This window comes from Exiguobacterium sp. N4-1P, from assembly GCF_002214325.1.
In genome coordinates this window covers 1,965,264-1,990,651 of the sequence record NZ_CP022236.1, presented here as the reverse complement: position 1 = coordinate 1,990,651, position 25,388 = coordinate 1,965,264, and the positions used below count along the sequence as shown (strand labels likewise).

Genomic DNA, 25,388 nt, shown 5'->3' with positions numbered 1-25,388 from the left:
CCACTCCTGCCCTTCTTCAAAAAAATCATATATCAAGTGTACATAAGAAATCGATACACCGCTCGACTTCCTCTTTTGTCGTATGAAGTCCAAAACTAAGACGAATCAGGCCGTGTGCTGCCGTTTCATCATACTGGATGGCACGAAGCGTAGAATTCGGTCCATTTTCGCCTGCCCGGCAAGCGCTTCCGGCTGAAACAGCGATTCCAGCCCGGTTCAGGGCAAGTAAAACGAATTGTCCATCCATCCGTTTCGTATGAATGGCACAAATCGATGCCAGTTGATGTGGAGATTCGACGATGTGATAACTCGCATGAGGAAGTCTTTTTTGTAGCATACCACGAAATTTCTGACTTGCGGCTTGGAAGCGAGGATTTTCAGATTGATAGTGCTCACAAGCAGTCAGGAAAGCGACGATTCCCGGGATGTCGACCGTTCCGGGGCGAATTCCAAGCTCGTGGTGGGCAGCGTAGTAAGGGCTAAAGAGCGGACGGCGTAAATAGACGGCACCAAGTCCTTTTGGTCCGTAGACTTTATGACTGCTGCATGTATAGGCATCAAACGAGTCGATTGAGAGGGGGTGTTTGAGAAATCCTTGCACACCGTCACAGTGAAATAAGATGCCTCTCGCCTGACAAAATTGAGCGATTTCTTCAACTGGAAAAATGAAGCCTGTGTCCGAGTTGACGTGTTGAATCGAGACAACACCGACTTCATCCGTGCAGGCGGTCTTGAAGTACGTCCAGTCAAATGAACCATTTGGAAGCAGTGGTAAGAGAATCGTATTTGAGGCGAGCCGCTCCAGTGGCAGGAGAACGGAATCGTGTTCGCAAGCAAGTGTCAAGACAGTTGTCTTTTGACTTTGACGAAGGAGGTGCTGTATCGCAATGTAATTCGCTTCCGAGCCACTACCGGTAAAAACGATATTTCCATCAGTTTGACCGAGTAGAGCTAAGAGCTGTGTACGTGCACGTTCGAGAATTTGTGCTGCTCGATTTCCTATGTCATGAAGTGAAGAACTGTTGCCGTAAGCTTGTTCAGCCGCCAATCGATACTGTTCAATTGCACCAGGGTACATCGGAGTCGTTGCCGCGTAATCTAAATAAATCATAAATGAACCGGATCCTTTCGTCTTGTCACTCGACTAAAAATATGCCAAACTTATTGTCAAGACAATAGTAAACTAAAAAAACAGAGGTGTAAAACAAATGTCTTTACATAAACATTTCGTGACCGATGTCTTGATTGTCGGGACAGGGCTTGCAGCAATCACGGTCGCACTCCACTTACCGGACAATCTGCGCGCATTACTCGTCACGAAAGGAACTAGAAGTGAGACGAACTCGATGCGGGCACAAGGGGGGATTGCTTCTTCGGCGCTCGAGGATGATCACGAGGCACATCGCGCAGATACAGTCCGCGCTGCAAAAGGATGGGTGAACCCTGAAGCCGTGGAGTTCGTAACACGCGAAGGAAGGACAGTGATTTCTGAACTCGAAGCACTGGGTGTCATCTTCGACCGTCAAGAGAATGGTGAGTACGCGGTTGGGCGTGAGGGAGCGCACGGTCTTCCGCGGATATTCCATAGCGGGGGTGACCAGACTGGGTGCCGGATGATGGAAACACTATCTGAAAAAATCACGCATCCAGTCCTTGAGCAGACCGTCATCACACAATTGTTAACGTCTGGCGGACGTGTCGTCGGAGCAGCAGGATATCGCGGCGAAGAGCGGATTGAAATTTCAGCACGTGCCGTCGTCCTGGCGACAGGAGGAATCGGCGGCCTTTTGTCGACTTCGACGAATGATACTACGATCACCGGAGACGGATTAGCACTTGCTGCTGCCGTCGGGGCAAACTTGTCTGATTTAGGGTACGTCCAACACCATCCAACGATTTTAGTCCACCATGGAAAATCCGTTGGCTTAATCACAGAGGCGTTGAGAGGTGCGGGAGCATACTTAATGACGCGCGATGGTCACCGTGTGATGGACAATCATCCGGAAGGGGACTTAGCGGCACGGGACGAAGTGGCGGCTATGATCACGGCAGTCCGAAAACAGGAATCGGTTTACCTCAACACGACACCGGTCGTGCAATTAGCGGAACGCTTCCCGACATTCGCTCGAAAATGTGAAGAATTGAACATAAATCCGGAGCTTGTCGAGGTGACGACCGGCGTCCACTTTTTGATGGGTGGGATTAAAACGGATCTTGCAGGGCGAACATCAGTCGCTGGTTTGTACGCAGTCGGAGAGACGGCATCAATCGGATTACACGGCACGAATCGTCTTGCTTCGAACTCGTTGCTTGAATGTTTTGTGATGGGAAAAGCCGTGGCACGGCAGTTACAGCTCGCACCTCGGAGGCCACTCCCTGCATTCCGACCGGTCTTTGGATGTGAGGATGATGTTTTACAGGAGAAGTTGAGTGAAGTCTTAACGGTGGAACTTAAAGAAGACCGTCTTCAAGCCACCCTTGAGCAATTAATGAGCGAGTCGCTTCAGCAAACGGGGCGGCAGGCGGAACAAAATCGATTACACATCATGACGGGACGTCTCCTCCTCGAAGGAGCATTACGTCGATTAAAAGAGGAGCGACAAACGAATGAACAGATGGCACCTGCAGCAACAACTTGAAGGATTTTTAATCGAGGATATCGGACATCAAGACATCACGAGTGAACTTTGTCTGACTGGACACGAGCAAGGGACGGGACGATTCCTTGCGAAAGAGGATGGCATCTTTTGCGGCGTCGCCGTGTTGCGTGAGCTTGCACGATTGCTAGAGGTGACATTCATTCAACAGGTTGAAGATGGGCAAGCAATCAAGCGGGGACAAGTGCTTGCGGAATGGACGGGCGACTTGCGTTCAATTCTGAGCGGAGAACGGGTAGCGCTTAATTTGATTCAACGGACGTCAGGTATTACGACATTGACACGCAGTGCTGTTGACCGGGCAGATGGACGAATTCGCATCGCGGATACACGCAAGACGACACCAGGTCTACGGATGCTTGAAAAACATGCTGTTCGCGTCGGTGGTGGCTTCAATCACCGGGGGCGCCTAGATGACGCCGTGATGATTAAAGATAATCACATCACGGCAGCAGGGTCGATCACGGAGGCAGTCAAACGGGCAAAACGTGCCGTCGGGCATACGACGCCGATCGAAGTCGAAGTCGAGACAGAATCGGAAGTCGACGAAGCGGTCAAAGCCGGTGTCGACATCATCATGCTCGACAACCGAACACCTGCAGAAATCAAACAGCTCCGGCAACTGATCCCATCGCATATCACGGTGGAAATTTCCGGCGGTATTACAGTTGATACGTTGCCAGACTACGCGGATAGCGGAGCAAATGTCATCTCAGTCGGGGCGTTGACACATTCAGCGCCGGCACTCGATATCAGTATGAAAATTCAAGGAGGAAAAAAAGATGAGCTTTGATTTATTGGCGAATCAAGGGATTCCCGGACAGTACTTAGAAAAAACAGAGGCAGAATTAATAGCAATCATTGAAGGGGTCAAACACCGGATGGGCAGTCGGTTGTTTTTGCCGGCGCACCATTATCAAAAGGATGAAGTCGTCCAGTTTGCTGACGCGACAGGGGACTCGCTTCAACTGGCGCAAATCGCGAAACAGATGACGGAGGCCGAGTATACCGTTTTTTGTGGTGTCCATTTCATGGCAGAAACCGCTGATATGTTAACACAGCCTGAACATACGGTCGTCTTGCCCGACATGCGTGCCGGCTGTTCGATGGCGGACATGGCGAACGGCTATCAAACGGAACGCGCCTATGCCTATCTCGTCAATCGGCTCGGTGACTCGATTTTACCTTTGACCTACGTCAACTCGACAGCAGAAATCAAAGCGTTCGTCGGACGCCATGGGGGAGCGACGGTGACTTCATCGAATGCTGTCAAGATGGTCGAATGGGCGCTTGCGGAACGAAATATCCTGTTTTTCCTGCCGGATCAACATTTAGGACGAAACACGGCGCATGCGCTCGGGATTCCGCTCGAACAGATGGCGGTCTGGGATCCGATTAACGATGAGTTGGTGTTTGACGGGGAGGATTCGGACATCCGCGTCATTTTGTGGAAAGGACATTGTTCGGTCCACGAAAAGTTCACGGTCGGTCAAATTGAACAGTTCCGGCTGACGGATCCGGCACGCCGGATTCTCGTCCATCCAGAATGCTCGTTTGAGGTCGTCGAAGCAGCAGATTTAAACGGTTCGACAGCCTATATCATCAATCAGGTGAAGCAGGCGGCAGCCGGCACGAAATGGGCGATCGGAACAGAGATGAATCTCGTCAACCGGTTGGCGAAGGATTTTCCGGAGCAAGATATTGTATCCCTCAATCCATTCATGTGTCCCTGCTTGACGATGAACCGGATTGATTTACCACATCTTGCCTGGTCACTCGAACAAGTCGAGCGTGGCACGCCTGTCAACATCATCAGCGTCGATGCCGAGACGACAGAATATGCCGTCTTGGCACTGGAGCGGATGCTCGACCGATCATAAATCAGACAGCGCCTTGCCGATTAAACTCATCGGTGAGGCGTTTTTTGTCGGAAGAACATTTTGAAGCAAATCGGACTTATATGCTACAATAGCACGAGAGTTTGTAATTGGATGGGAGCGTTCTAAATTGATAGAATTCGTACGCGGCGAGGTCGCTTATGTCTGTGCGGAATTCGTGACGATCGAAGTCGGGGGGATTGGCTACAAAATCGTAGCACCGAACCCGTTTTTTTATCGGACCGGAGACGAACAGGTTATCGTATATACGTATCATTATGTGAGAGAAGATCAAGAAGTATTGTTCGGATTCCGTTCACGACGCGAACGTGCATTGTTCACGAAATTGCTTGGTGTGACAGGAATTGGTCCAAAAGGGGCACTCGCAATCGTCGCGTCAGGAAATGTTGACGCGCTTGTCGAAGCGATTGAACAGGAAAAAGAAAGTTACCTCATCAAGTTCCCGGGCGTTGGTAAAAAGACGGCGAAACAGATGACACTTGATTTAAAAGGGAAATTAGCCGAGCTCGCTCCGGATTATGTACCGAGCGAAGGGCTGTTCGCTCAAAGTAATGCCGAGTTGAACGAAGCATGTGAAGCCTTGACGGCTCTCGGGTACAGTGACCGTGAAGTCGAAAAAGTCAAAAAGGCGCTTCAAGCCGAAGTGCTCTCGACGGATCAATATGTCAAGCGGGCCCTTCAGTTGTTATTGAATGTGAGGTGAGGACAAAATGGAAGAGCGGATTTTATCAGAATCAGCCCATGCAGAAGATCAAGAAGAGTGGAGTCTACGTCCGCAAACACTTGATCAGTACATCGGTCAAGAGAAGGCAAAAGGAAACTTAAGTGTCTTCATCGAAGCGGCGAAGATTCGTCAAGAGACGCTCGATCACGTTCTGCTTTATGGCCCTCCTGGTCTCGGAAAGACGACACTTGCGACGATCATCGCCAATGAGATGGGCGTCGGTGTCAAGACGACAGCAGGACCGGCAATCGAGCGACCGGGTGACTTAGCAGCAATCCTCTCGTCACTCGAACCGGGAGATGTCTTATTCATCGATGAAATTCATCGGCTCAGTCGTTCAATCGAAGAAATTCTGTATCCGGCGATGGAAGATTATTGCCTTGATATCGTGATCGGACAAGGCGAACTGGCCCGCAGTGTCCGGATTGACTTGCCACCGTTTACGCTCGTCGGTGCGACTACGCGGGCCGGGATGTTGTCTGCCCCGCTCCGTGACCGCTTCGGTGTGACACTGAAACTTGAGTATTACACGATGCCGGAGCTCTCAGCGATTGTTACCCGGACGTCACGTCTATTCGGATTTGAAGCAGACCGGATGGCGGCGGAAGCCATCGCGCTCCGCTCGCGTGGAACGCCACGGGTCGCCAATCGCTTATTACGCCGGGTGCGTGATTTTGCCCAGGTCGCCCATCAAACAGAAATCGATGCGACACTCGCGACGAGTGCACTCGACCGGCTCCATGTCGATGCGCTCGGACTGGATGATGTCGATCACCGGTTACTCCGTTCACTCGCTGAACGGTTTGCTGGCGGACCCGTCGGACTCGAAACGATTGCCGCAACGATCGGGGAGGACGCACAGACGATTGAAGACGTCTACGAACCGTACCTGTTACAACAAGGATTTTTACAACGAACCCCACGCGGTCGTGTCTTGACACCGTTCGCGCGGCAACATTTAGGATTGAAAGAAGGAAATTGACCCATGGATGTAAACTTATTTGATTTTCATTTGCCGGAAGAACAGATTGCCCAAGTTCCCTTACTCGACCGGACGAGCTCGAAGCTGATGGTGATTGATCGTGAGACGGGAGCGTTACGTCACGAACGGTTCCATGATATCGTCTCGCATTTCAATGCGGGCGACACGCTCGTCATCAATGATACAAAAGTCTTACCAGCCCGTTTGTTTGGTGTCAAAGAAGAAACCGGTGGAAAAATCGAGCTGTTGTTATTGAAGCAGACGAGTGATGATGTCTGGGAGACGCTCGCAAAACCAGCGAAACGTGTGAAGCCGGGAACGGTGATTACGTTTGGTGACGGCTTACTTAAAGCTGAATGCGTCGAAGCGCTCGACGATGGCGGACGAATTTTGAAGTTCTCGTATGACGGTATCTTTTATGAAGTCCTCGACGAGCTCGGGACGATGCCGCTTCCACCTTATATTCACGAGCAACTCGACGATCAAGATCGTTACCAGACGGTGTATGCGCGCGAACGCGGGAGTGCTGCGGCACCGACTGCTGGACTCCACTTCACACCGGAATTGCTGAAAGCATTGACGGATAAAGGCGTTACACTAGCACCGCTCACGTTACATGTCGGTCTCGGTACGTTCCGTCCGGTTTCGGTCGATGACGTCGACAGTCATAAGATGCATAGTGAATATTATGAACTGCCGGAAAGTTCAGCAGCAATTTTACGTGAGACACGAGCGCGCGGCGGACGGATCATCGCGGTCGGAACGACGTCGACGCGGACACTTGAGACAGTTATCCGTGATCATGGTGACTTCGTCGAAGCGACGGGCTGGACGGACATCTTTATTTACCCGGGGCAGGAAGTGAAGGCGATCGATGGTTTGATTACGAATTTCCATTTGCCGAAGTCGACGTTAATCATGCTTGTCTCCGCACTGTCGACCCGCGAACACATTTTACACGCATACGAAGAAGCCGTCGCAAACGGATACCGATTCTTTAGTTTCGGTGACGCGATGTTCTTAACAAGAGAGGAATTAAACCGATGACAAAACACGCAGTAACATACGAACACATTAAGACATGTAAACAATCAGGTGCGCGGTTAGGAATCGTCCACACGCCGCACGGTAGCTTCGAAACACCTGTCTTCATGCCAGTCGGAACGCAAGCGACGGTCAAGACGATGGCACCGGAACAAATCAAGGACATGAACGCAAACATCATTCTCTCGAACACCTATCATCTCTGGGTTCGTCCGGGGCACGACGTCATCAAAGAAGCAGGCGGTCTACACAAGTTCATGAACTGGGATGGCGCGATTTTAACGGATTCTGGTGGTTTCCAGGTCTTCTCACTCGCTGACCTCCGGAACATCACGGAAGAAGGCGTCCACTTCCGGAATCACTTGAACGGGGACAAGCTGTTCCTCTCACCGGAAAAAGCGATGGAGATTCAAAACGCACTCGGTTCAGACATCATGATGGCGTTTGACGAATGTCCGCCGTTCCCGGCGTCACACGAATACATGAAAGCATCGGTCGAACGGACAAGTCGCTGGGCAGAACGTTGCTTGACGGCGCATGAACGGCCGCAAGATCAAGCCTTGTTCGGGATCATCCAAGGGGGCGAGTACGAAGACTTACGTCGTCAAAGCGCACGTGACCTTGCATCACTCGACTTCCCAGGCTATGCCGTCGGTGGTTTGTCTGTCGGAGAACCGAAAGATGTCATGTACCGGGCGCTCGAATTCACGACGCCACTCATGCCGGAAGATAAACCACGTTACTTGATGGGTGTCGGATCACCGGATGCCTTGATTGAAGGGGCGATTCGCGGTATCGATATGTTCGACTGTGTCTTACCGACGCGGATTGCGCGTAACGGAACGTTGATGACATCAAGCGGCCGGCTTGTCGTCCGTAATGCGAAATATGCACGCGATTTCCGTCCGCTCGACGAAAAGTGTGATTGCTATGCATGTAAAAATTACTCACGTGCCTACATCCACCACTTGATTCGTGCCCAGGAAACGTTCGGTTTACATCTCTGTTCGACACATAACCTTCACTTCCTCGTCAAATTGATGGAGGGCGTTCGCCAAGCGATTCGAGAGGACCGTTTACTTGATTTCAAGGATGAGTTCTTCGAAGAATACGGTTATAATTTACCAAACGCAAAGAATTTCTGAGTTATCATCTGACAAATCAATCGTTTCAAGGTATAATGAACGTGATTTGAATGAAAAGGAGCTGAGTCAGATGCAACAACTAATCACATTCCTCCCGATGATTTTGATCTTCGTGGTGTTCTATTTCTTGTTGATTCGTCCACAGAACAAACGCCAGAAGCAAGTCCGTGAAATGCAAACGCAATTATCACGCGGCGACACGGTCGTTACAATCGGTGGACTCCACGGAGTCGTACAAAAGGTTGATGAAACGACAGTTACATTAAAATCAGGGAATTCCCAATTGACGTTCAATCGTAGTGCAGTCGCGGAAGTTACAAAAAAATCAACGACTGTCATGGACGACGAAACCGTCGAATAAGGCAAGAAAAAGACGCTTTCCGAATTTCGGAGCGTCTTTTCTGTCTTTATATGAGAAAAACGATTGCTATGATTACCAATTCTTATGTAAGCTAGGATAGGATACGAAAGTTGTCTGAAAATATACTGGGGTTTAGAGAAAGGACAATGTAGCATGGTTAAGAAAGGAAAACTAGCCACGTTCTTCATTATCGTCGCCGCATTACTCATCTTGATCGGCACGACGTCGACATGGCTCTTGAAAGACACGAAACTCGGTCTTGATTTAAAGGGCGGGTTCGAAGTGTTGTATGAAGTTCAACCCTTAAAAGAGGGGGATGTCATCGATGATACAGCGATGAGCGCGACGTTGACGGCAATCGAAAACCGTGTCAACGTTCTCGGTGTATCGGAGCCGGACATCCGAATCGAAGGGAAAGACCGGATTCGTGTACAACTCGCGGGTGTCAAAAACCAAAGCGAAGCACGTCAGATTCTATCTTCGACAGCCGAGTTATCATTCCGTGATATCGACGATAAGCTGTTGCTTGACGGATCGGATTTAAAGGCGAAGGGTGCGAAAGTCGGATATGATCCGAATACGAACGAACCACTCGTCGAATTAACATTGAAATCAAAAGAGAAGTTCTATGAAGTGACACAACAGATTTCGCAAAAACAAGCGCCGGATAATCGTCTCGTTATTTGGCTTGATTATGCGAAAGGTGACACGTACGAAAAAGAGATTCAAAAAGAAAATTCGAAAATTGTATCTGATGCGTCAGTCAATCAGCCAATCAACTCGGATAAAGCAATCATCTCGGGTGGCGATATCGACGCCGAGTACGGAAAACAATTGTCATCCATTTTAAATGCTGGGGCATTACCGGTTAAGCTTGATGAAATCTACTCGACATCAGTGTCGGCGGCATTCGGGAAAGATGCGCTTGATCAAACATTATTTGCATCAATGATCGGTGTTGCGGCAGTCTTCTTATTCATGTTGCTGTTCTACCGTGTATCTGGTTTCGTCTCAATCATCACGTTGTTGTTCTATATTTACCTCGTCATGATCTTCTTCAACGGAATCAATGCCGTCTTGACCTTACCGGGTATCGCGGCACTCGTCCTTGGAGTCGGGATGGCGGTCGATGCGAACATCATCACTGCAGAGCGGATTAAAGATGAGCTACGTAGTGGGAAATCTGTTTTGTCGGCATTCAAAGCCGGGAATCGCCGTTCATTCGGAACGATTTTAGATGCGAACTTAACGACGCTGATTTCAGCAGGTGTCCTCTATTACTTCGGAACGAGTACCGTCAAAGGGTTTGCGATCATGTTGATGGTTTCGATTGCCGTCACGTTCATCACGAACGTCTTCATCTCTCGTTACTTGATGCAACTTCTTGTCAGTAGCCGTTGGTTTGATAAGAAAAAATCATGGTTTGGCGTAAAGGAGAGTGAAATTCGTGAACTTTAATCCTACGAAATTCGATTATGTAAAACATCGCAAAGTCTACTTCACGATCACAATCGCTTTAGTTCTCCTGTCGGTTCTGTTGCTTTCATTCCGAGGCTTGAATCTCGGGATTGACTTCACGGAAGGGACACGGGTCGAAATTTCTTCGGAAAATCAAATCGAGGAAAGTGAAGTCCGGTCCGTCATTGAAGAAGCGGGAATCGACGCAAAAGAAATCGACGGGATTCAGTTCGCGCAAGGCGGTACGCTCGCGAACGTCACGTTCGTCGGTGAGTTCAGTCAAGAACAAGTCGCGGAAATGAACAAAACGATTGAAGCGAAATATGATAAAGCACCAAGTATTTCAACGGTCTCCCCACAAGTGGGTCGTGAGATCGCCCGAAATGCGATGTACGCTGTCTTGCTCGCTTCAATCGGAATTGTCATCTATGTCTCGTTCCGTTTCCAACCGACGTATGGAATCGCGACAGTGCTTGCTTTGCTCCATGATGCCTTGATGATCATCGCGTTCTTCTCACTCTTCCAAATCGAAGTCAACCTGTACTTCATCGCCGCCGTCCTGACGATTATCGGGTACTCGGTCAATGATACGATCGTGACGTTCGACAGGGTGCGTGAAAATTTAGGGCGTGCTGAAAAAGGCGGCAGAACCGTTTCGTTTGATGAATTATGCGACGTCGTCAACGAATCGATTCAGCAAACGATCATCCGTTCAATCAATACGGTCGTGACCGTCATCATGACGGCTGCCGCCCTCTATATTTTCGGAAGTGAAGCGATTCGTGGTTTCAGTCTTGCCTTGCTTGTCGGTTTGTTCATGGGGATGTATTCATCGATCTTCATCGCTGCGCAACTTTGGCTCGTCATGAAAAAACGCACATTAAAACAACCAAAACAAGCTTCATGAAGACAATCCGCGTTGGGTATCCCTGACGCGGGTTTTGTCTTATAATGGGGAAGTTGATTGGAGGGATTGGATGTATCATTCAAAAAAAACATGGCTCGACAAAGCAGTCGATCCGCTAAAAATAGACGAGCTGGTCGCGCAAGCGTCCGTCTCACCGAACGTAGCCCGTCTGCTAGTCCAGCGTGGTCTCGAGACGCCGGCTCAGGCAACGGCCTTTTTAGAAGCAGGACAAATGCCGTTCCACGATCCATTCCTGTTTCAGGATATGGAAAAAGTCGTCGCACGGATTAAAGAAGCTGCCGATCAAGGTGAAATGATTTTAATTTATGGGGATTATGATGTCGATGGTGTCAGTTCGGCTGCGATTTTGTGGCATGCGTTAACTGAAATCGGGGCAATGGCAGAATGTTATATCCCGAACCGGTTCACGGAAGGCTACGGACCGAATGAAGCGGCCTTCCGCTGGGCGGTCGAAGAAGGATTCGGATTAATCATCACGGTCGACTGCGGGATTTCAGGTATCAAGGAAGCAGCCGTCTTAAAAGAGTTAGGTGTCGACCTCATCATCACCGATCACCATGAGGCGAAAGAAGTTCTCCCGGACGCCTATGCGATGATTCACCCGGGTGTCGATCGCAACTATCCGTTCTCAAAACTCGCTGGGGCAGGTGTTGCCTTTAAAGTCGCACACGCACTGCTCGAACGTGTCCCGACGGAGTTGCTTGACCTCGCCGTGCTCGGAACGATTGCCGACTTAGTACCGCTCGTCGATGAGAACCGGTTGCTTGCGACAAAAGGAATTGAAGCGTTGAATGGAAGTGAGCGTCCCGGCATCTTGGCACTACGCCAAGTCTGTAGTTTGACGGAAGACGAACTGACGGAAGAATCGGTCGGGTTCGCATTCGGTCCCCGGATCAATGCGGCCGGTCGACTCGATTCCGCGATGCCGGCACTTGAGATGTTACTTGCTGAGACACTCGAGGAAGCCGTCGTACTTGCGAACCAGCTCGACCAACAAAATAAACAACGGCAAGACATCGTCAAACAAATCGCGGAAGAAGCGACAGCACTTGTCGAAGAAAAATATCTAGAAGACCGTGTGCTTGTTGTTGACGCGGACAACTGGAACCCGGGTGTCGTCGGCATCGTCGCCTCACGACTCGTCGAGAAATATCACCGTCCGGTCATCATGCTTTGTCATGATGCGGAGAAGGGGACGGCGAAAGGGTCTGGTCGCTCGATTGCAGCCTTCGATTTATTTGCCGAGTTGACGCTATGTGAAGACATCTTACCGCATTTCGGTGGACACCCGGCAGCTGCCGGCATGACACTCTCGTCGGATGACGTCGTCACGTTACGTGAACGCTTGAATGCACAGGCTGCCAAACTACCGGATGAAGCCTTCATCGCGACGATTGAGATCGACTTGCGGCTATGCGTCTCTGACGTTTCAATCGGATTGATTGAGGAAATTGGTCGCTTAGCTCCGTTCGGTATGGGGAATCCGGCACCACGGATCGTCATCGAAGACGCTAAAATTCGGGACATGAAACGGATCGGCCGTGATTTGACCCATTTGAAGGCGCTCTTATCGGATGGAACGTCAGAGTTAGACGGGATTGGTTTCGGTTTCGGTGACGCGGTAGACGAAATTTCACTACTCGCTGAAGTCTCCTTGATGGGGAGTCTGAACATCAATGAGTGGAATGGTTTTCGGAAGCCGCAATTGATGATTCAAGATTTGGCTGTCGCCGATTATCAATTATTTGATTACCGCGGTGGGAAAAAACCATTAACGGACATTTTTGAGTTGCCCCAAGAACAGACGACGCTCGTTGCATTTTCGGACGAGACAAAACAAAAATATGCCGAGCGTCCGCTGAATGGAGCGATTCATGAAAATGTTGTGTTCCTCGACTTACCGGAGACGGAAGAAGCATTCTTACCGTACTTGAAACAGGCGGAGCGGATTTATTGTGCGTTTAAGGATGAAGGGTACTACTTCGAGGCGATTCCGTCGCGTGAAGACTTCAAGCATTACTTTAATTACTTCGCAAAATGTCCACGCGAAGAGTTGCGAATCGGACTCGTTCGTTTGTCGAAAACAAGAAAATGGTCGAAACGTTCGATTAACTTTATGCATTCAGTGTTTTCGGAACTCGATTTTCTTGTTACAATGGAGGACGGGCTACCGGGTGTGAACCCTGACGCTGAAAAACGAGATTTGACGGAGGCCGCGACGTACAAGCGTCATGAAGAACGTCAACGTCTCGAGCAACAATACATTTATTCGTCACTCGCTCAGTTGAAAGAGCGTTTTGATACTTTAGTGGAAGCGGCGAAGCAGGAGGAAATGACATGGAGTTCAAACAGCATATAAAAGAGGTCGAGAACTGGCCGAAAGAAGGAATCAGCTTTAAAGACATCACATCATTGATGGAAAACGGTCCGGCTTACAAACAATCGGTCGATGCACTCGTCGATTACGCACGCAAGCAAGGGGCAGACGTTATCGCAGGACCGGAAGCACGTGGATTCGTCGTCGGTTGCCCTGCGGCATACGCGATGGAAATCGGTTTTGTTCCCGTTCGTAAAGAAGGCAAGCTCCCTCGTGAGACAGTCCGTGTCGAGTATGGTCTTGAGTACGGCAAAGATGTCTTGACGATGCACCATGATGCAATCAAACCAGGGCAACGTGTTGTCATCCTGGATGATTTGCTTGCGACAGGCGGGACGATTGAAGCAACGATCAAAATGATTGAACAACTTGGTGGTACGGTTGCCGGAATCGGGTTCTTGATTGAATTGGATGGACTTGGTGGACGTGAAAAATTAGCAGGTTACGATATTTTGTCATTGATTCGCTACGAAGACTAATGACAGGAATACTCTCCCGACGAACTTGTCGGGGGGGTATTTCTTTTTATTTTGACATCTTATAAAGATTTCACGATAATAGGAGATATATATTAGGGATTTAGGCGGAAGCAATCCCGGGGACTGGGTGAGGAAAAGGGATGACAAATAAACAAATCGTAAACGTAGAAGACCTTCTCGCTCGATGTGCGGAATACATGACTGTGGCAGAAGTGAACGATATTGAACGTGCCTACCAATTCGCAAAAGACGAGCATGATGGACAATTTCGTCGATCGGGTGAACCTTATATCATTCACCCGGTACAAGTTGCCGGGATTCTTGTCGACATCGGACTCGATGCCACGACGATTGTCGCAGCGCTTCTTCATGACGTCGTAGAAGATACAGACATTACGCTTGAAGAGTTGACGGAACGCTTTGGACCGGACGTCGCGATGCTCGTTGATGGTGTGACGAAACTCGGGAAAATTAAATATAAATCCAAACGTGAAGAGTTAGCAGAGAATCACCGGAAGATGTTCATTGCGATGGCAGAAGACATTCGTGTCATCTTGATTAAGCTTGCTGACCGTCTGCATAACATGCGGACCTTGCAACACATGGTCAAAGAAAAGCAAGTTCAAAAAGCGGAAGAAACACTCGAAATTTTCGCGCCGCTTGCACACCGTCTCGGGATTTCGACGATTAAATGGGAGCTTGAAGACATCAGCCTCCGATACATCAATCCACAGCAATATTACCGGATCGTCTCGATGATGAAACAAAAACGAACGGAACGTGAAGCGCTCGTTAATTCCGTCATCGGAGAGGTCAATGAAGTGTTGGATGAAGTACAGATTGCTGCTGAGGTCGACGGTCGTCCAAAACACATTTACTCGATCTATAATAAAATGCAAAACTCGAAAAAAGAGTTCAGTGAAATTTATGATTTAATGGCAGTCCGAATCATCGTGGATTCAATCAAAGATTGTTACGCGGTCCTTGGTATCATTCATACGCAATACAAACCGATGCCGGGTCGATTCAAAGATTACATCGCGATGCCGAAACCGAACATGTACCAGTCGCTGCATACGACCGTCATCGGACCGAAAGGGGAGCCGCTCGAAGTTCAAATTCGGACACGGGACATGCACTTCATCGCCGAGTACGGAATCGCCGCACACTGGGCGTACAAGGAAGGAAAAGAGCAAGAGGCGAAATCGGGCTTCGAAGACAAGATTGCTCATTTCCGTGAGATCCTGGAGTTACAAAAAGATACAGCGGACGCGGAAGAGTTCATGGAATCCGTCAAAGTCGATTTCTTTAGCGATATGTTGTACGTCTTTACACCAAAGGGCGACGTCATCGAGCTACCGAAGGGCTCTGTCCCGATCGATTATGCTTACCGTATTCATACGGAGATCGGACACCGGACGATTGGTGCGAAGGTCAACGGACGGATGGTTCCAATCGATTATAAATTGAAAACGGGCGATATCATTGAAATCGTTACGTCGAAGCATAGTTACGGTCCAAGTAAGGACTGGTTAAAAATCTGTGTCTCGAGTCAAGCGAAAAATAAAATCCGTCAATGGTTCAAACGGCAACAGCGCGAAGAAAATGTCCTTAAAGGGCGCGAATTGATTGAAGCAGAAGTTAAAAAACTTGGTTTTGAACCGAAGGAAGTCATCACGGATAAAACACTCGAAGACGTCACGCGGAAGTTCAACTTCGGTCAAGAAGAAGACATGTACGCCGCAGTCGGTTACCATGGCTTGACGGCTGCCCAAGTCGCTCACAAATTGACGGAAAAGTTACGCAAAGATAAAGAATCTAAAAATCTTGAGTTGAATGACGCCATCAGTGAGATGAAAACATTTGACCGTCCGAAAAAACAAAATCCAGAAGGTGTGCGTGTCAAAGGCATCGACAATATGCTCGTCCGGATGAGTCGCTGTTGTAGCCCGGTTCCCGGGGACGACATCGTCGGTTATATTACGCGTGGACGCGGGGTGTCGATTCACCGTTCGGATTGCCTGAATGTTTTGAATGAACAAAATCCGGAACGCTTGCTCGAAGTCGAGTGGGAGCATGAAGGAAAAACGGTCAAGAGTTATAACGTCGAAATCGAAATCTCGGGGTACGACCGTGCGGGTCTACTCAATGAAGTATTGCAGTCTGTTTCAGCAACAAACACGAACATCGTTGCCGTCAGCGGTAAAGGCGATGACAGCAAACAAGCGAAGATTTCGATGACGATCGCGATCAATAACGTCAATCACTTACAAAAGGTCGTTGACCGGATTAAACAAATCTCAGACGTGTATGCAGTCCATCGCGTCATGATGACGTAAGGAGCGGATAGGATGAGAGTCGTTTTACAACGCGTCAAAGAAGCGAGCGTGACGGTCGACGAATCAATCATCGGTCAAATCGATCGGGGATTTTTATTGCTCGTCGGTGTCACGCATGAGGACACGCTCGATCAAGTCAATTGGTTAGCAGATAAAATTGCCGGGCTACGCGTGTTCGAGGATGAGGAAGAACGGATGAATCGTTCACTCGATGATGTCGACGGGAAGATTTTATCCGTCTCCCAGTTCACGTTATACGGAGACGTCAAAAAAGGGCGGCGTCCGGCATTTACCGAAGCCGCGAAGCCGGATCTTGCAAATGAACTTTATGAAGCTTTCAATACACGGCTTCGCTCGAACGGTGTAACGGTCGAAACGGGACAGTTCGGTGCGATGATGGATATTGCCCTCATCAATGACGGACCGGTCACGTTAATTTTAGAAAAGTGACCAAAGTCTTGACAGGACTTCGGGAACGATGCAATATAAATGGTAATAGAACGATTATAGAACCGATGACGAAGAGGAGTAGTCCAAGACCTCGTCTGCTTAGAGAGTCGCCCCTTGGCTGAAAGGGTGATCAGATGAATTGGGTGAAAGACCCTTCCGAGGTATTTTCCTGAACACTGCAGTAGGGAAAATCGTAAGCAGGCGTTAACTGCACCGAGTGGCTGAATTTTTTCAGCAACCAGGGTGGTACCACGGGATCTTCAAGTTCTCGTCCCTTTGCGGACGAGGACTTTTTTGTATTCACTTATAAGGAGGAATTAAGATGAAATTACCACGCGGTACGTTCGATATCCTTCCAGGGACGGTTGAGCGCTGGCAGTATATCGAAAATCAATTACGTGAGATCAGTAAACGATACAACTATAAAGAAATTCGGACACCGATCTTTGAAGAAACAGAACTCTTCAAACGGGGTGTCGGAGAAACGACCGACATCGTTCAAAAAGAAATGTTCATGCTCGAAAAACGCGGAAAAGATCAATTTACGCTTCGTCCGGAAGGGACGGCAGCGGTCGTACGTTCATTCGTGACGAACAAACTGTACGGAGCACCGAACCAGCCGACGAAATTGTTCTACATCGGACCGATGTTCCGTTATGAACGTCCGCAAGCAGGACGTTTCCGTCAGCTCCACCAGTACGGCGTCGAAGCACTCGGCAGTGAAGAACCGGCAATCGATGCAGAAGTCATCAGTCTCGCAATGAGCATCTATCGGTCATTCGGTCTGAAACAATTAAAACTCGTCATCAACTCGCTTGGTGATAGCGAAAGTCGTGCCGCACACCGCGAAGCACTCGTCAATCACTTCAAGCCGGTCGCACACGAGCTGTGTCAAGATTGTCAAAACCGTTTAGAAGCGAACCCGTTGCGTGTCCTTGACTGTAAAGTCGACCGGAACCACCCGAGTATGGCGACGGCACCATCGATTCTCGATTTCTTGAACACGTCATCGAAAGATTACTTCGATCAAGTCTTGTCACACCTCGATGCGTTAGGGATTGAATATGTCATCGATCCAACACTCGTCCGTGGTCTTGACTATTACAATCACACGTCGTTTGAAATCATGTCCGAGGCAGAAGGTTTCGGTGCGATTACGACGCTTTGCGGCGGTGGACGGTATAACGGTCTCGTCGAACAAATCGGTGGACCTGCGACACCGGGGATTGGGTTCGGAATCGGAATCGAGCGTCTCTTGATGGCACTTGAGAATGAACAAGTCCTGCCGGAAATCGACGAGGCAATCGATGTCTTCATCGTCGCCCAAGGCAACGAAGAAGTCGAAAAAACGGCGACACGTCTTCTCCAATTGATGCGTCTCGAAGGACTCACGGCAGATCGTGATTATCTTGGTCGTAAATTTAAGGGGCAATTCAAGGCAGCAGACCGGATGAAGGCGCGGTATACGGTCATCCTCGGTGATGAAGAAGTTGAACGTGGTGCCGCAGCGTTAAAAAATATGGAGACAGGCGAACAGACAGATGTTCCCTTGTCGGCGGTCGCAGATACGATCGTCGCAAAATTAAAGGAGGCAACACAATGATCGGACGCACACATATGAATGGACACGTGACGGAAGATGTCATCGGACAATCCGTCCAGCTAAAAGGATGGGTTCAAAAACGACGTGACCTCGGGGGCTTGATTTTCCTCGATCTTCGCGACCGGACAGGAATCGTCCAAGTCGTCTTCCAACCGGAAAACGAACAGGCACACCGCTTAGCAGAATCGATTCGTTCCGAGTACGTGCTTGATATTAAAGGGAAAGTCGTCCAACGTGAAAATCCGAACCCGAACATGCCGACGGGGCTCGTTGAAGTCGTTGCGGACGAAGTCGTCATTTTGAACGCTTCAAAAATGACGCCATTTCCAATCAGTGAAGAAGCAGAGCAAACGTCAGAAGATCTTCGTTTGAAGTATCGCTACCTTGATTTACGTCGTCCGTCGCTCCAAGAGACATTCCGCCTCCGTTCGAAAGCGTCGAACATCATGCGGAACTTCCTCGACGAACAGGACTTCCTCGAAGTCGAAACACCGATTTTGACGAAGTCGACACCGGAAGGCGCGCGTGACTATCTCGTACCAAGCCGTGTCCACCCAGGTGAATTCTATGCTTTGCCACAATCACCACAGTTGTTTAAACAGTTACTGATGGTATCTGGTTTTGAGCGCTACTTCCAAATCGCACGTTGTTTCCGTGACGAAGACTTACGGGCAGACCGTCAGCCGGAGTTCACACAAGTCGATATCGAAACGAGCTTCATGGACGTGGAAGACTTGTATGCGATGATGGAGTCGATGATGACACGTGTCATGAAAGAGACACTCGGAAAAGACATCGTGACACCATTCCCACGGATGCCATACGCAGAAGCGATGAGCCGGTTCGGTTCGGACAAGCCGGATACACGCTTCGGTCTCGAACTGATCGATGTTGCGGAAGCCGTCAAAGGGGCGGGCTTTAAAGTCTTCGACATGGCACTTGAAGCCGGTGGCGAAGTCAAAGCATTGAACGTCAAAGGGGCGGCAGACAACTTCTCGCGGAAAGACATCGATAAATTACAAGAGTTCACGGCCATTTACGGCGCGAAAGGTCTCGCCTGGGTCAAAGTGACTCCGGACGGCTTAAACGGACCAATTGCCAAATTCTTTGATGAAGTAGCGGCTGCCCGTCTTATCGCTGCGACGGAAGCAGAAACAGGCGACTTACTCGTCTTCGTCGCAGCAAAAGCGTCAATCGTTGCCGACAGCCTCGGCGCACTGCGTCAAAAACTGGCGAAAGAACTTGGTTTGATTGACGAAACGGTCTTTAACTTCCTGTGGGTGACGGACTTCCCGCTCGTGACATTCGAAGAAGAAGACGGTCGTTTCTATGCGAACCACCATCCATTCACGATGCCACGCCGCGAAGATCTTGATAAACTCGAAACGGACCCGGGCAGCGTCCTTGCCGTCGCCTATGACCTTGTCTTGAACGGATATGAGTTAGGTGGCGGATCGCAACGGATTTATGAGCGCGATATCCAAGAGCGGATGTTCAAATTACTTGGTTTCACGGAAGAAGAGGCGAACGAACAGTTCGGTTTCTTGATGGAAGCATTTGAATACGGCACACCACCGCATGCTGGAATTGCACTCGGACTTGACCGCTTGATCATGTTACTCGCGGGACGGACAAACTTACGCGATACGATCGCTTTCCCGAAAACGGCGTCGGCGAGCGACTTATTGACTGCAGCACCGAGCCCGGTCTCGGACGCACAATTAAATGAGTTGTCAATCCGGACGGCTGTCAAACAATAATCATCACAACAGACTTTCTTCCTCTTTTGGAAGGGAGTCTGTTTCTTTTAGTTGAATTGGTTTTGACTAATTCAAGATTCTGATTTCCGTAAGAGTGATTGGAAGAATAGGAGGGGACAGCAATGGAACGGAGTTTTTTTGAACGATCGCCGCTTGAGGTCGGCAAAGACTTGATTGGAAGTGTGCTGACGGTTGATGACGTCACGATGCGAATCGTCGAGGTCGAAGCGTATCTCGGACCGTACGATCAAGCTGCACATTCTTACAGTGGCCGCCCGACGAAACGGACGGCACCGATGTTCGGTGAAGCGGGGCATCTCTATGTCTACTTCACCTATGGCATGCATCATTGCTTAAATTTCGTCTGTGGAGACGTCGGACAAGGGTATGCCGTTTTACTGCGTGGGGCGGAAATCATCTCAGGTCATGAGATCATCGCCTACCGTCGATTTAATAGATCGTATCACGAACTGACAAAAGCCCAACTCAAAAACTTAGTCAACGGACCGGCGAAGCTTTGTCAGGCCTTCGGGTTAACGACTGCTGAGTCGGGAGAAGATTTGTATCAAGAACGTTTCCGGCTCGTTGCGGGTCAAGCCGGACAAATCATCGAGACGACACGAGTCGGGATTCCGAATGCCGGTGAAGCGACACACTATCCGTGGCGGTTTTATGAAGAGGGAAGTCTTGGTGTCAGTAAAAAATGACAACAAAAAAGACGCGAGGGACGATGAAGTCCGTCGCGTCTTGACGTTTTATTTAGGGGTATTCGTCGTTTTTTTAGATTGTTGTTGTTTATAAAACTTATAGACGATTGGTCCAACTGTCGTCGCGAGCGTGATTAACGTTCTTAATTTTCCTTTTTTAGCCATCTGCCTGTCACTCCTTACACCGTTTTGTATTAATTATATTCCACGAAAACAAAAAGCTGAAACCTTTTCGGCATATTGCAGAGTAGGCGAATCACGAAATCCTTGAGATGATGAAACTAGACGAGTGTGAGAGGAGACGAGATGATGAGTGGAATCGTATGGTACCGTGCTGATTTACGTGTCGATGATCACGAAGCCTTAACACAGGCACGGCAGGCACATTCAACGGTCAAAGCTGTCTTTGTTCAACAACCGTTAAATACGAGACGATTTGAACGGGGACATGCTCAACTGAAATTTGAGCGTGAAACATTACAGACGCTTCAGGAAGAGTTAGGACGACTCGGAATCGAGTTAACGATTTTAACCGGGGACGTCAGCGAACAGTTGGGACGGTTTATGAAGCCGGGAGACGTCGTTTATTTTCATCGAATGACAGGGTATTACGAGTTAATTGATGAGCAGGCAGTGCTTGCACAATTCACGGCACGCATCTATGAAACACAGACGTTGTATCGCCGTGAACAAATCGGTAGCGATAAATTGGCGCATGTCTTTTCGGCCTTTCGAAAGAAAGTCGAGCGGTCGGGTCATTTTGAACAACCAATCGCGCTTGAATACCCTACGGCTGCTATTACGTTACCCGCTTATGACTCAGATGCTGCGTTTCCCTTTGAAGGAGGCGAGATGACGGGGAAAGCAAGATTAAAAGCGTATCTGGAAGGACCCGTTTTTACGTATAAGGAAACACGGAATGGTTTCGGTCGGGATGATTCCTCCAAATTATCGGCCTGGTTAGCGAACGGTTCCTTATCCCCACGCCGGGTCATGGCAGAACTTCAAAACGCGGAAAGACGGCATGGTGCTAATGAATCGACATACTGGTTGTATTTCGAGTTACTTTGGCGCGACTTTTTTCATTTCACGATGCGTGAGACAAAGAACCGATTATTTCTTGCACACGGATTAGGAGAAGGGAGTAAAGTCTGGCCGACGGACGAGTCAATCATTTCGATGTGGATCGAAGGACGAACCGGGCAACCGTTCGTAGATGCCTTTATGCATGAATTTCGAGAAACAGGATGGATGTCGAATCGTGGGCGGCAAATTACTGCGAGTTATTTGATTCATGAGCTTGGACAGGACTGGCGCGTCGGGGCGTCATACTTTGAAAGCCAACTGATCGATTATGACGTCGCTTCAAATTACGGTAACTGGGCTTATATCGCAGGTGTCGGAAACGCGACTCGAATTCCACGCTTCAATCCTACTTTTCAGCAGCAAATGTATGATCCGACAGGCGCCTTCACGAAGCGTTGGACATCACGCTGAGCCGTTAAAAAAATATCATTTTTTTAGAAGCAGATTGAGTTGCAATTCGGTTAGGGGAATGCTATATTAAATGCAACAGATGGGGTTCCTGAGATGTACGAGAGCCGCCTTTTATCTTTGAGCCACTCTTTTTTGATAGGGAGTTTGACGTTCCAACTAGTAGTACATGCCTCGTAACACAGCAGGAGGACGTACGAATAGGAATCGGATAAGACACCCACCTGCACAGCAGGTTCAAAAATAAGGTATCGACACGGCACTTCGGGTCCCATCGTCTTTTTATTAAAATTAAAAAACGTTTTAAAAAAGACACGTCGCATGACGTTTTTTTTTATGATATAATTCCGAGTAAAACAGTATGAGAATTGTGAGGTTAGAGAAATGTTGCATCAATTTTCACGTAATGAATTAGCAATCGGTAAGACGGGACTTGAAGCATTGGCATCAAAGTCTGTCGCTATCTTAGGAATTGGCGGCGTCGGATCGTTTTCAGCAGAAGCACTGGCACGGAGTGGTGTCGGACGATTGATTCTCGTCGATAAAGATGACATCGATATCACGAACGTCAACCGGCAAATCCATGCCTTGCTCCCGACCGTCGGACAGCCGAAAGTCGATGCGATGGCAGATCGTTTGATGTTGATTAATCCCGACATTGAGATCGTCCGTCTGAAGATGTTTTACAATGAAGAAACGTACGAATCCTTTTTTGAACAACAACCGGACTATGTCATCGATGCATCAGATACTGTCTCGTTCAAGATTCATTTAATTAAAGAGTGTAAACGACGAAACATTCCAATCATCTCGAGTATGGGGATGGCAAATAAAATGGATCCGACACGGATTAAGATCGTTGACATCAAAGACACGACATATGATCCGTTAGCGAAAGTCATTCGGACACGTTTACGCAAGGAAGGGATCCATAAAGGGGTTCCTGTCGTCTTCTCGGATGAACCACCTGTCAAAATCATCGAAGAAGTGCGTCAAGTCGTCGGAAATGACGAAGCGGTTATTCGAAAAGCGAAGATGCCCCCAAGTTCGAACGCATTCGTTCCATCAGTCGGTGGTTTGATTGCAGCAAGTCACGTCATCAATGAGATCGTTCGCGAAGCAGGCGTTACGATTGAACGCGTCCGTTAAAAAAAGCGACCACTTCGGTCGCTTTTTCGCATCTTGAATGGTTACGGCTGTTTTTTCCAAAACTCGAGTCGGGCTTGGAGTTGTTTCTCAAAACCACGTGGACTCGGCTCGTAAAAGACCGGTTTCGTCCGCGCTAAGTTTTCCGGCCAATAGCTTTGTTTCACGTAAGCATGAGGAAACTGGTGCGGGTATTGATAAGCGACACCACTTCCGAGTGCTTCTGCACCGGGATGATGGGCGTCACGAAGATGCGGTGGGACCGGTCCACCGTCCGAACGTCGTACGAGAGCGAGCGCCTTGTCGATTGCTGTGATGACGGTATTTGATTTAGGTGCCGTCGCCAAATACAATACGGTTTCAGCGAGCGGAATCCGTGCTTCCGGAAAACCAACGTATTCACACGCGCGAGCACAAGCGTCGACAATCAACAGGGCTTGTGGATCCGATAGCCCGATGTCTTCTGCGGCATGGACGTACAATCGTCTGACGATGAAGCGAGGACTTTCGCCCGCTTCAATCATGACGGCGAGCCAATATAATGCTGCGTCGGGATCGGATCCACGGATTGATTTAATGAAAGCCGAGATGACATCATAATGGCGGTCGCCGTCTTTATCGTATTTCAATGCTTTTTGCTGAATCGATTCTTCCGCGACGGCGAGGTCAATCGTGATTTCACCGTCGACTTCCGGAGTCGTCAAGACGGCGAGCTCGAGTGCATTTAGCAAGGCGCGATAGTCGCCGTCGGATAGTTTAACGTAATGATCAATCGCTTCTTCTGTAATCGAAATCGGATATTTTCCGAGACCGCGGTCTTTATCAGCTAACGTTCGGTTAAGCACGACACGTAAATCGTCTGCCGTCGGTGGTTCGAACCGAAAGACGGTCGCCCGAGAGAGTAAAGCGGCGTTGACCTCGAAGCTTGGATTTTCCGTCGTCGCCCCGATTAAAGTGATCGTACCTGCTTCAAGAGCGGGGAGCAACGCGTCTTGCTGCATTTTATTAAAACGATGGATTTCATCTAAAAAGAGAATTGTTTTTTGATCATCAAACTGTAAACGAGACTCCGCCGCCTTTAAGACGTCGCGTAATTGATCGAGTTTTGCGGTGACGGCATTCAACTGTTCAAAAGCCGACTTCGTGTAACTCGAGATGACGCGTGCGAGTGTCGTTTTCCCTGTTCCCGGTGGACCATAAAAAATGACCGTCCCGAGCCGATCGGCAAGGATAGCGCGACGTAAGAGGGTCGTCTCTCCAATTAAATGCCGTTGGCCAACGATTTCGTCCAGTGACTGAGGACGCATCCGGTTGGCGAGCGGTCCAGCAGGATATTTTGATTCAAATAAATTAGCCATAGGTAGCGTTCCTTCTTTCCACGTGGATTCAGCTCCTACTATACTAGAAAGGATGTTATTTCGCATGATGAAAATCTCGACGAAAGGCCGGTATGGTCTGACAATCATGATCGCACTCGCTAAAGGAGGCGAACAAAAGCCGTTATCCTTAAAGAAAATTGCGCAAATGTATAATCTGTCGGAGCATTATTTGGAACAATTGATTGCCCCGCTCCGAAATGGCGGGCTGGTCAAAAGTGTCCGTGGCGCTTACGGCGGTTATAAGTTAGGGCGTAAAGCGGAAGAAATCACGGCCGGCGATATCATTCGTTTGCTTGAAGGACCACTCGTCGTTGTCGAAGGGGACAATTCTGATGAAGTGACGAAACGAAAGTTATGGGATAAAATCCAAAGTGCAGTCGATCAAGTACTGGATTCGACGACATTAAAGGATTTAGCGGAAGACGATGATACTGGATATATGTTCTATATATGAAAG

The 25,388-nt window shown here is 48.9% G+C and carries 20 protein-coding genes, 1 other RNA gene, 1 pseudogene and 1 other annotated feature; of the genes and pseudogenes, 20 read left to right on the top strand and 2 right to left on the bottom strand.

Features of this window, described 5'->3' with window-relative positions; all coding sequences use genetic code 11:
• Positions 1 to 25 precede the first annotated feature (25 nt).
• Positions 26 to 1,111, bottom strand: a complete 1,086-nt coding sequence (locus tag A0126_RS10350) for a cysteine desulfurase family protein (RefSeq protein ID WP_088837528.1) — start codon at positions 1,109 to 1,111, stop codon at positions 26 to 28.
• A 97-nt stretch (positions 1,112 to 1,208) separates the two neighbouring features.
• Between A0126_RS10350 and A0126_RS10345 the strand changes: the two genes are divergently transcribed.
• The 19 genes and pseudogenes from A0126_RS10345 (at position 1,209) to A0126_RS10255 (ending at position 23,555) form a co-directional block, all read left to right on the top strand.
• Entirely contained in the window at positions 1,209 to 2,639 is a 1,431-nt protein-coding gene (locus tag A0126_RS10345; RefSeq protein ID WP_088837527.1) for an L-aspartate oxidase, read from the top strand.
• Entirely contained in the window at positions 2,608 to 3,450 is an 843-nt protein-coding gene (gene nadC / locus A0126_RS10340) for a carboxylating nicotinate-nucleotide diphosphorylase (protein ID WP_088837526.1), read from the top strand. The genes A0126_RS10345 and nadC overlap by 32 nt, the downstream gene beginning before the upstream one ends.
• Positions 3,440 to 4,537: a quinolinate synthase NadA gene (gene nadA / locus A0126_RS10335; RefSeq protein ID WP_088837525.1), complete on the top strand. Its 1,098-nt coding sequence runs from the start codon at positions 3,440 to 3,442 to the stop codon at positions 4,535 to 4,537. The genes nadC and nadA overlap by 11 nt, the downstream gene beginning before the upstream one ends.
• A 127-nt stretch (positions 4,538 to 4,664) precedes the next feature.
• Positions 4,665 to 5,258: a Holliday junction branch migration protein RuvA gene (gene ruvA, locus A0126_RS10330; protein ID WP_029331039.1), complete on the top strand. Its 594-nt coding sequence runs from the start codon at positions 4,665 to 4,667 to the stop codon at positions 5,256 to 5,258.
• 7 nt (positions 5,259 to 5,265) lie between these two features.
• The gene (gene ruvB / locus A0126_RS10325) at positions 5,266 to 6,261 is read left to right on the top strand and encodes a Holliday junction branch migration DNA helicase RuvB (RefSeq protein WP_088837524.1); all 996 of its coding nucleotides are present in this window, start codon (positions 5,266 to 5,268) and stop codon (positions 6,259 to 6,261) included.
• A gap of 3 nt (positions 6,262 to 6,264) precedes the next feature.
• Positions 6,265 to 7,308 (top strand): tRNA preQ1(34) S-adenosylmethionine ribosyltransferase-isomerase QueA, encoded by a 1,044-nt coding sequence (gene queA / locus A0126_RS10320; protein WP_088837523.1) that lies wholly within the window; start codon positions 6,265 to 6,267, stop codon positions 7,306 to 7,308.
• Entirely contained in the window at positions 7,305 to 8,450 is a 1,146-nt protein-coding gene (gene tgt, locus A0126_RS10315; protein WP_088837522.1) for a tRNA guanosine(34) transglycosylase Tgt, read from the top strand. Before queA ends, tgt begins: the two co-directional genes overlap by 4 nt.
• A gap of 70 nt (positions 8,451 to 8,520) precedes the next feature.
• On the top strand, positions 8,521 to 8,811 hold the full coding sequence (gene yajC, locus A0126_RS10310; protein ID WP_029331035.1) for a preprotein translocase subunit YajC: 291 nt from the start codon (positions 8,521 to 8,523) through the stop codon (positions 8,809 to 8,811).
• 153 nt (positions 8,812 to 8,964) lie between these two features.
• A pseudogene (secD, locus tag A0126_RS19855) lies at positions 8,965 to 11,176 on the top strand (protein translocase subunit SecD).
• Positions 11,177 to 11,246: 70 nt separating this feature from the next.
• Positions 11,247 to 13,556 (top strand): single-stranded-DNA-specific exonuclease RecJ, encoded by a 2,310-nt coding sequence (gene recJ, locus A0126_RS10300; RefSeq protein ID WP_088837521.1) that lies wholly within the window; start codon positions 11,247 to 11,249, stop codon positions 13,554 to 13,556.
• The gene (locus A0126_RS10295; RefSeq protein ID WP_029331033.1) at positions 13,535 to 14,053 is read left to right on the top strand and encodes an adenine phosphoribosyltransferase; all 519 of its coding nucleotides are present in this window, start codon (positions 13,535 to 13,537) and stop codon (positions 14,051 to 14,053) included. Before recJ ends, A0126_RS10295 begins: the two co-directional genes overlap by 22 nt.
• 140 nt (positions 14,054 to 14,193) lie before the next feature.
• Complete coding sequence (locus A0126_RS10290) at positions 14,194 to 16,392, top strand: RelA/SpoT family protein (RefSeq protein WP_088837520.1); 2,199 nt, start codon at positions 14,194 to 14,196, stop codon at positions 16,390 to 16,392.
• A gap of 12 nt (positions 16,393 to 16,404) precedes the next feature.
• Positions 16,405 to 16,842 (top strand): D-aminoacyl-tRNA deacylase, encoded by a 438-nt coding sequence (gene dtd, locus A0126_RS10285; RefSeq protein WP_088837519.1) that lies wholly within the window; start codon positions 16,405 to 16,407, stop codon positions 16,840 to 16,842.
• A gap of 56 nt (positions 16,843 to 16,898) precedes the next feature.
• Positions 16,899 to 17,121 (top strand) — a binding site (T-box leader).
• A gap of 43 nt (positions 17,122 to 17,164) precedes the next feature.
• On the top strand, positions 17,165 to 18,445 hold the full coding sequence (gene hisS, locus A0126_RS10280) for a histidine--tRNA ligase (protein ID WP_088837518.1): 1,281 nt from the start codon (positions 17,165 to 17,167) through the stop codon (positions 18,443 to 18,445).
• The gene (gene aspS / locus A0126_RS10275; protein WP_088837517.1) at positions 18,442 to 20,205 is read left to right on the top strand and encodes an aspartate--tRNA ligase; all 1,764 of its coding nucleotides are present in this window, start codon (positions 18,442 to 18,444) and stop codon (positions 20,203 to 20,205) included. Before hisS ends, aspS begins: the two co-directional genes overlap by 4 nt.
• A gap of 122 nt (positions 20,206 to 20,327) precedes the next feature.
• Positions 20,328 to 20,912, top strand: a complete 585-nt coding sequence (locus tag A0126_RS10270; protein ID WP_088837516.1) for a DNA-3-methyladenine glycosylase — start codon at positions 20,328 to 20,330, stop codon at positions 20,910 to 20,912.
• Positions 20,913 to 21,221: 309 nt separating this feature from the next.
• Positions 21,222 to 22,409: a DASH family cryptochrome gene (locus A0126_RS10265; protein WP_088837515.1), complete on the top strand. Its 1,188-nt coding sequence runs from the start codon at positions 21,222 to 21,224 to the stop codon at positions 22,407 to 22,409.
• A gap of 82 nt (positions 22,410 to 22,491) precedes the next feature.
• Positions 22,492 to 22,681, top strand: a non-coding RNA gene (ssrS, locus tag A0126_RS10260) — 6S RNA.
• Positions 22,682 to 22,790: 109 nt separating this feature from the next.
• Positions 22,791 to 23,555, top strand: a complete 765-nt coding sequence (locus A0126_RS10255) for a tRNA threonylcarbamoyladenosine dehydratase (protein ID WP_088837514.1) — start codon at positions 22,791 to 22,793, stop codon at positions 23,553 to 23,555.
• 41 nt (positions 23,556 to 23,596) lie between these two features.
• Here A0126_RS10255 and A0126_RS10250 read toward each other — a convergent pair whose 3' ends face one another.
• On the bottom strand, positions 23,597 to 24,910 hold the full coding sequence (locus A0126_RS10250) for a replication-associated recombination protein A (RefSeq protein WP_088837513.1): 1,314 nt from the start codon (positions 24,908 to 24,910) through the stop codon (positions 23,597 to 23,599).
• A gap of 67 nt (positions 24,911 to 24,977) precedes the next feature.
• Here A0126_RS10250 and cymR point away from each other — a divergent pair, with 67 nt between their 5' ends.
• Positions 24,978 to 25,385, top strand: coding sequence for a cysteine metabolism transcriptional regulator CymR (gene cymR / locus A0126_RS10245; RefSeq protein ID WP_088838504.1), 408 nt, complete (start codon positions 24,978 to 24,980; stop codon positions 25,383 to 25,385).
• Positions 25,386 to 25,388: the final 3 nt, after the last annotated feature.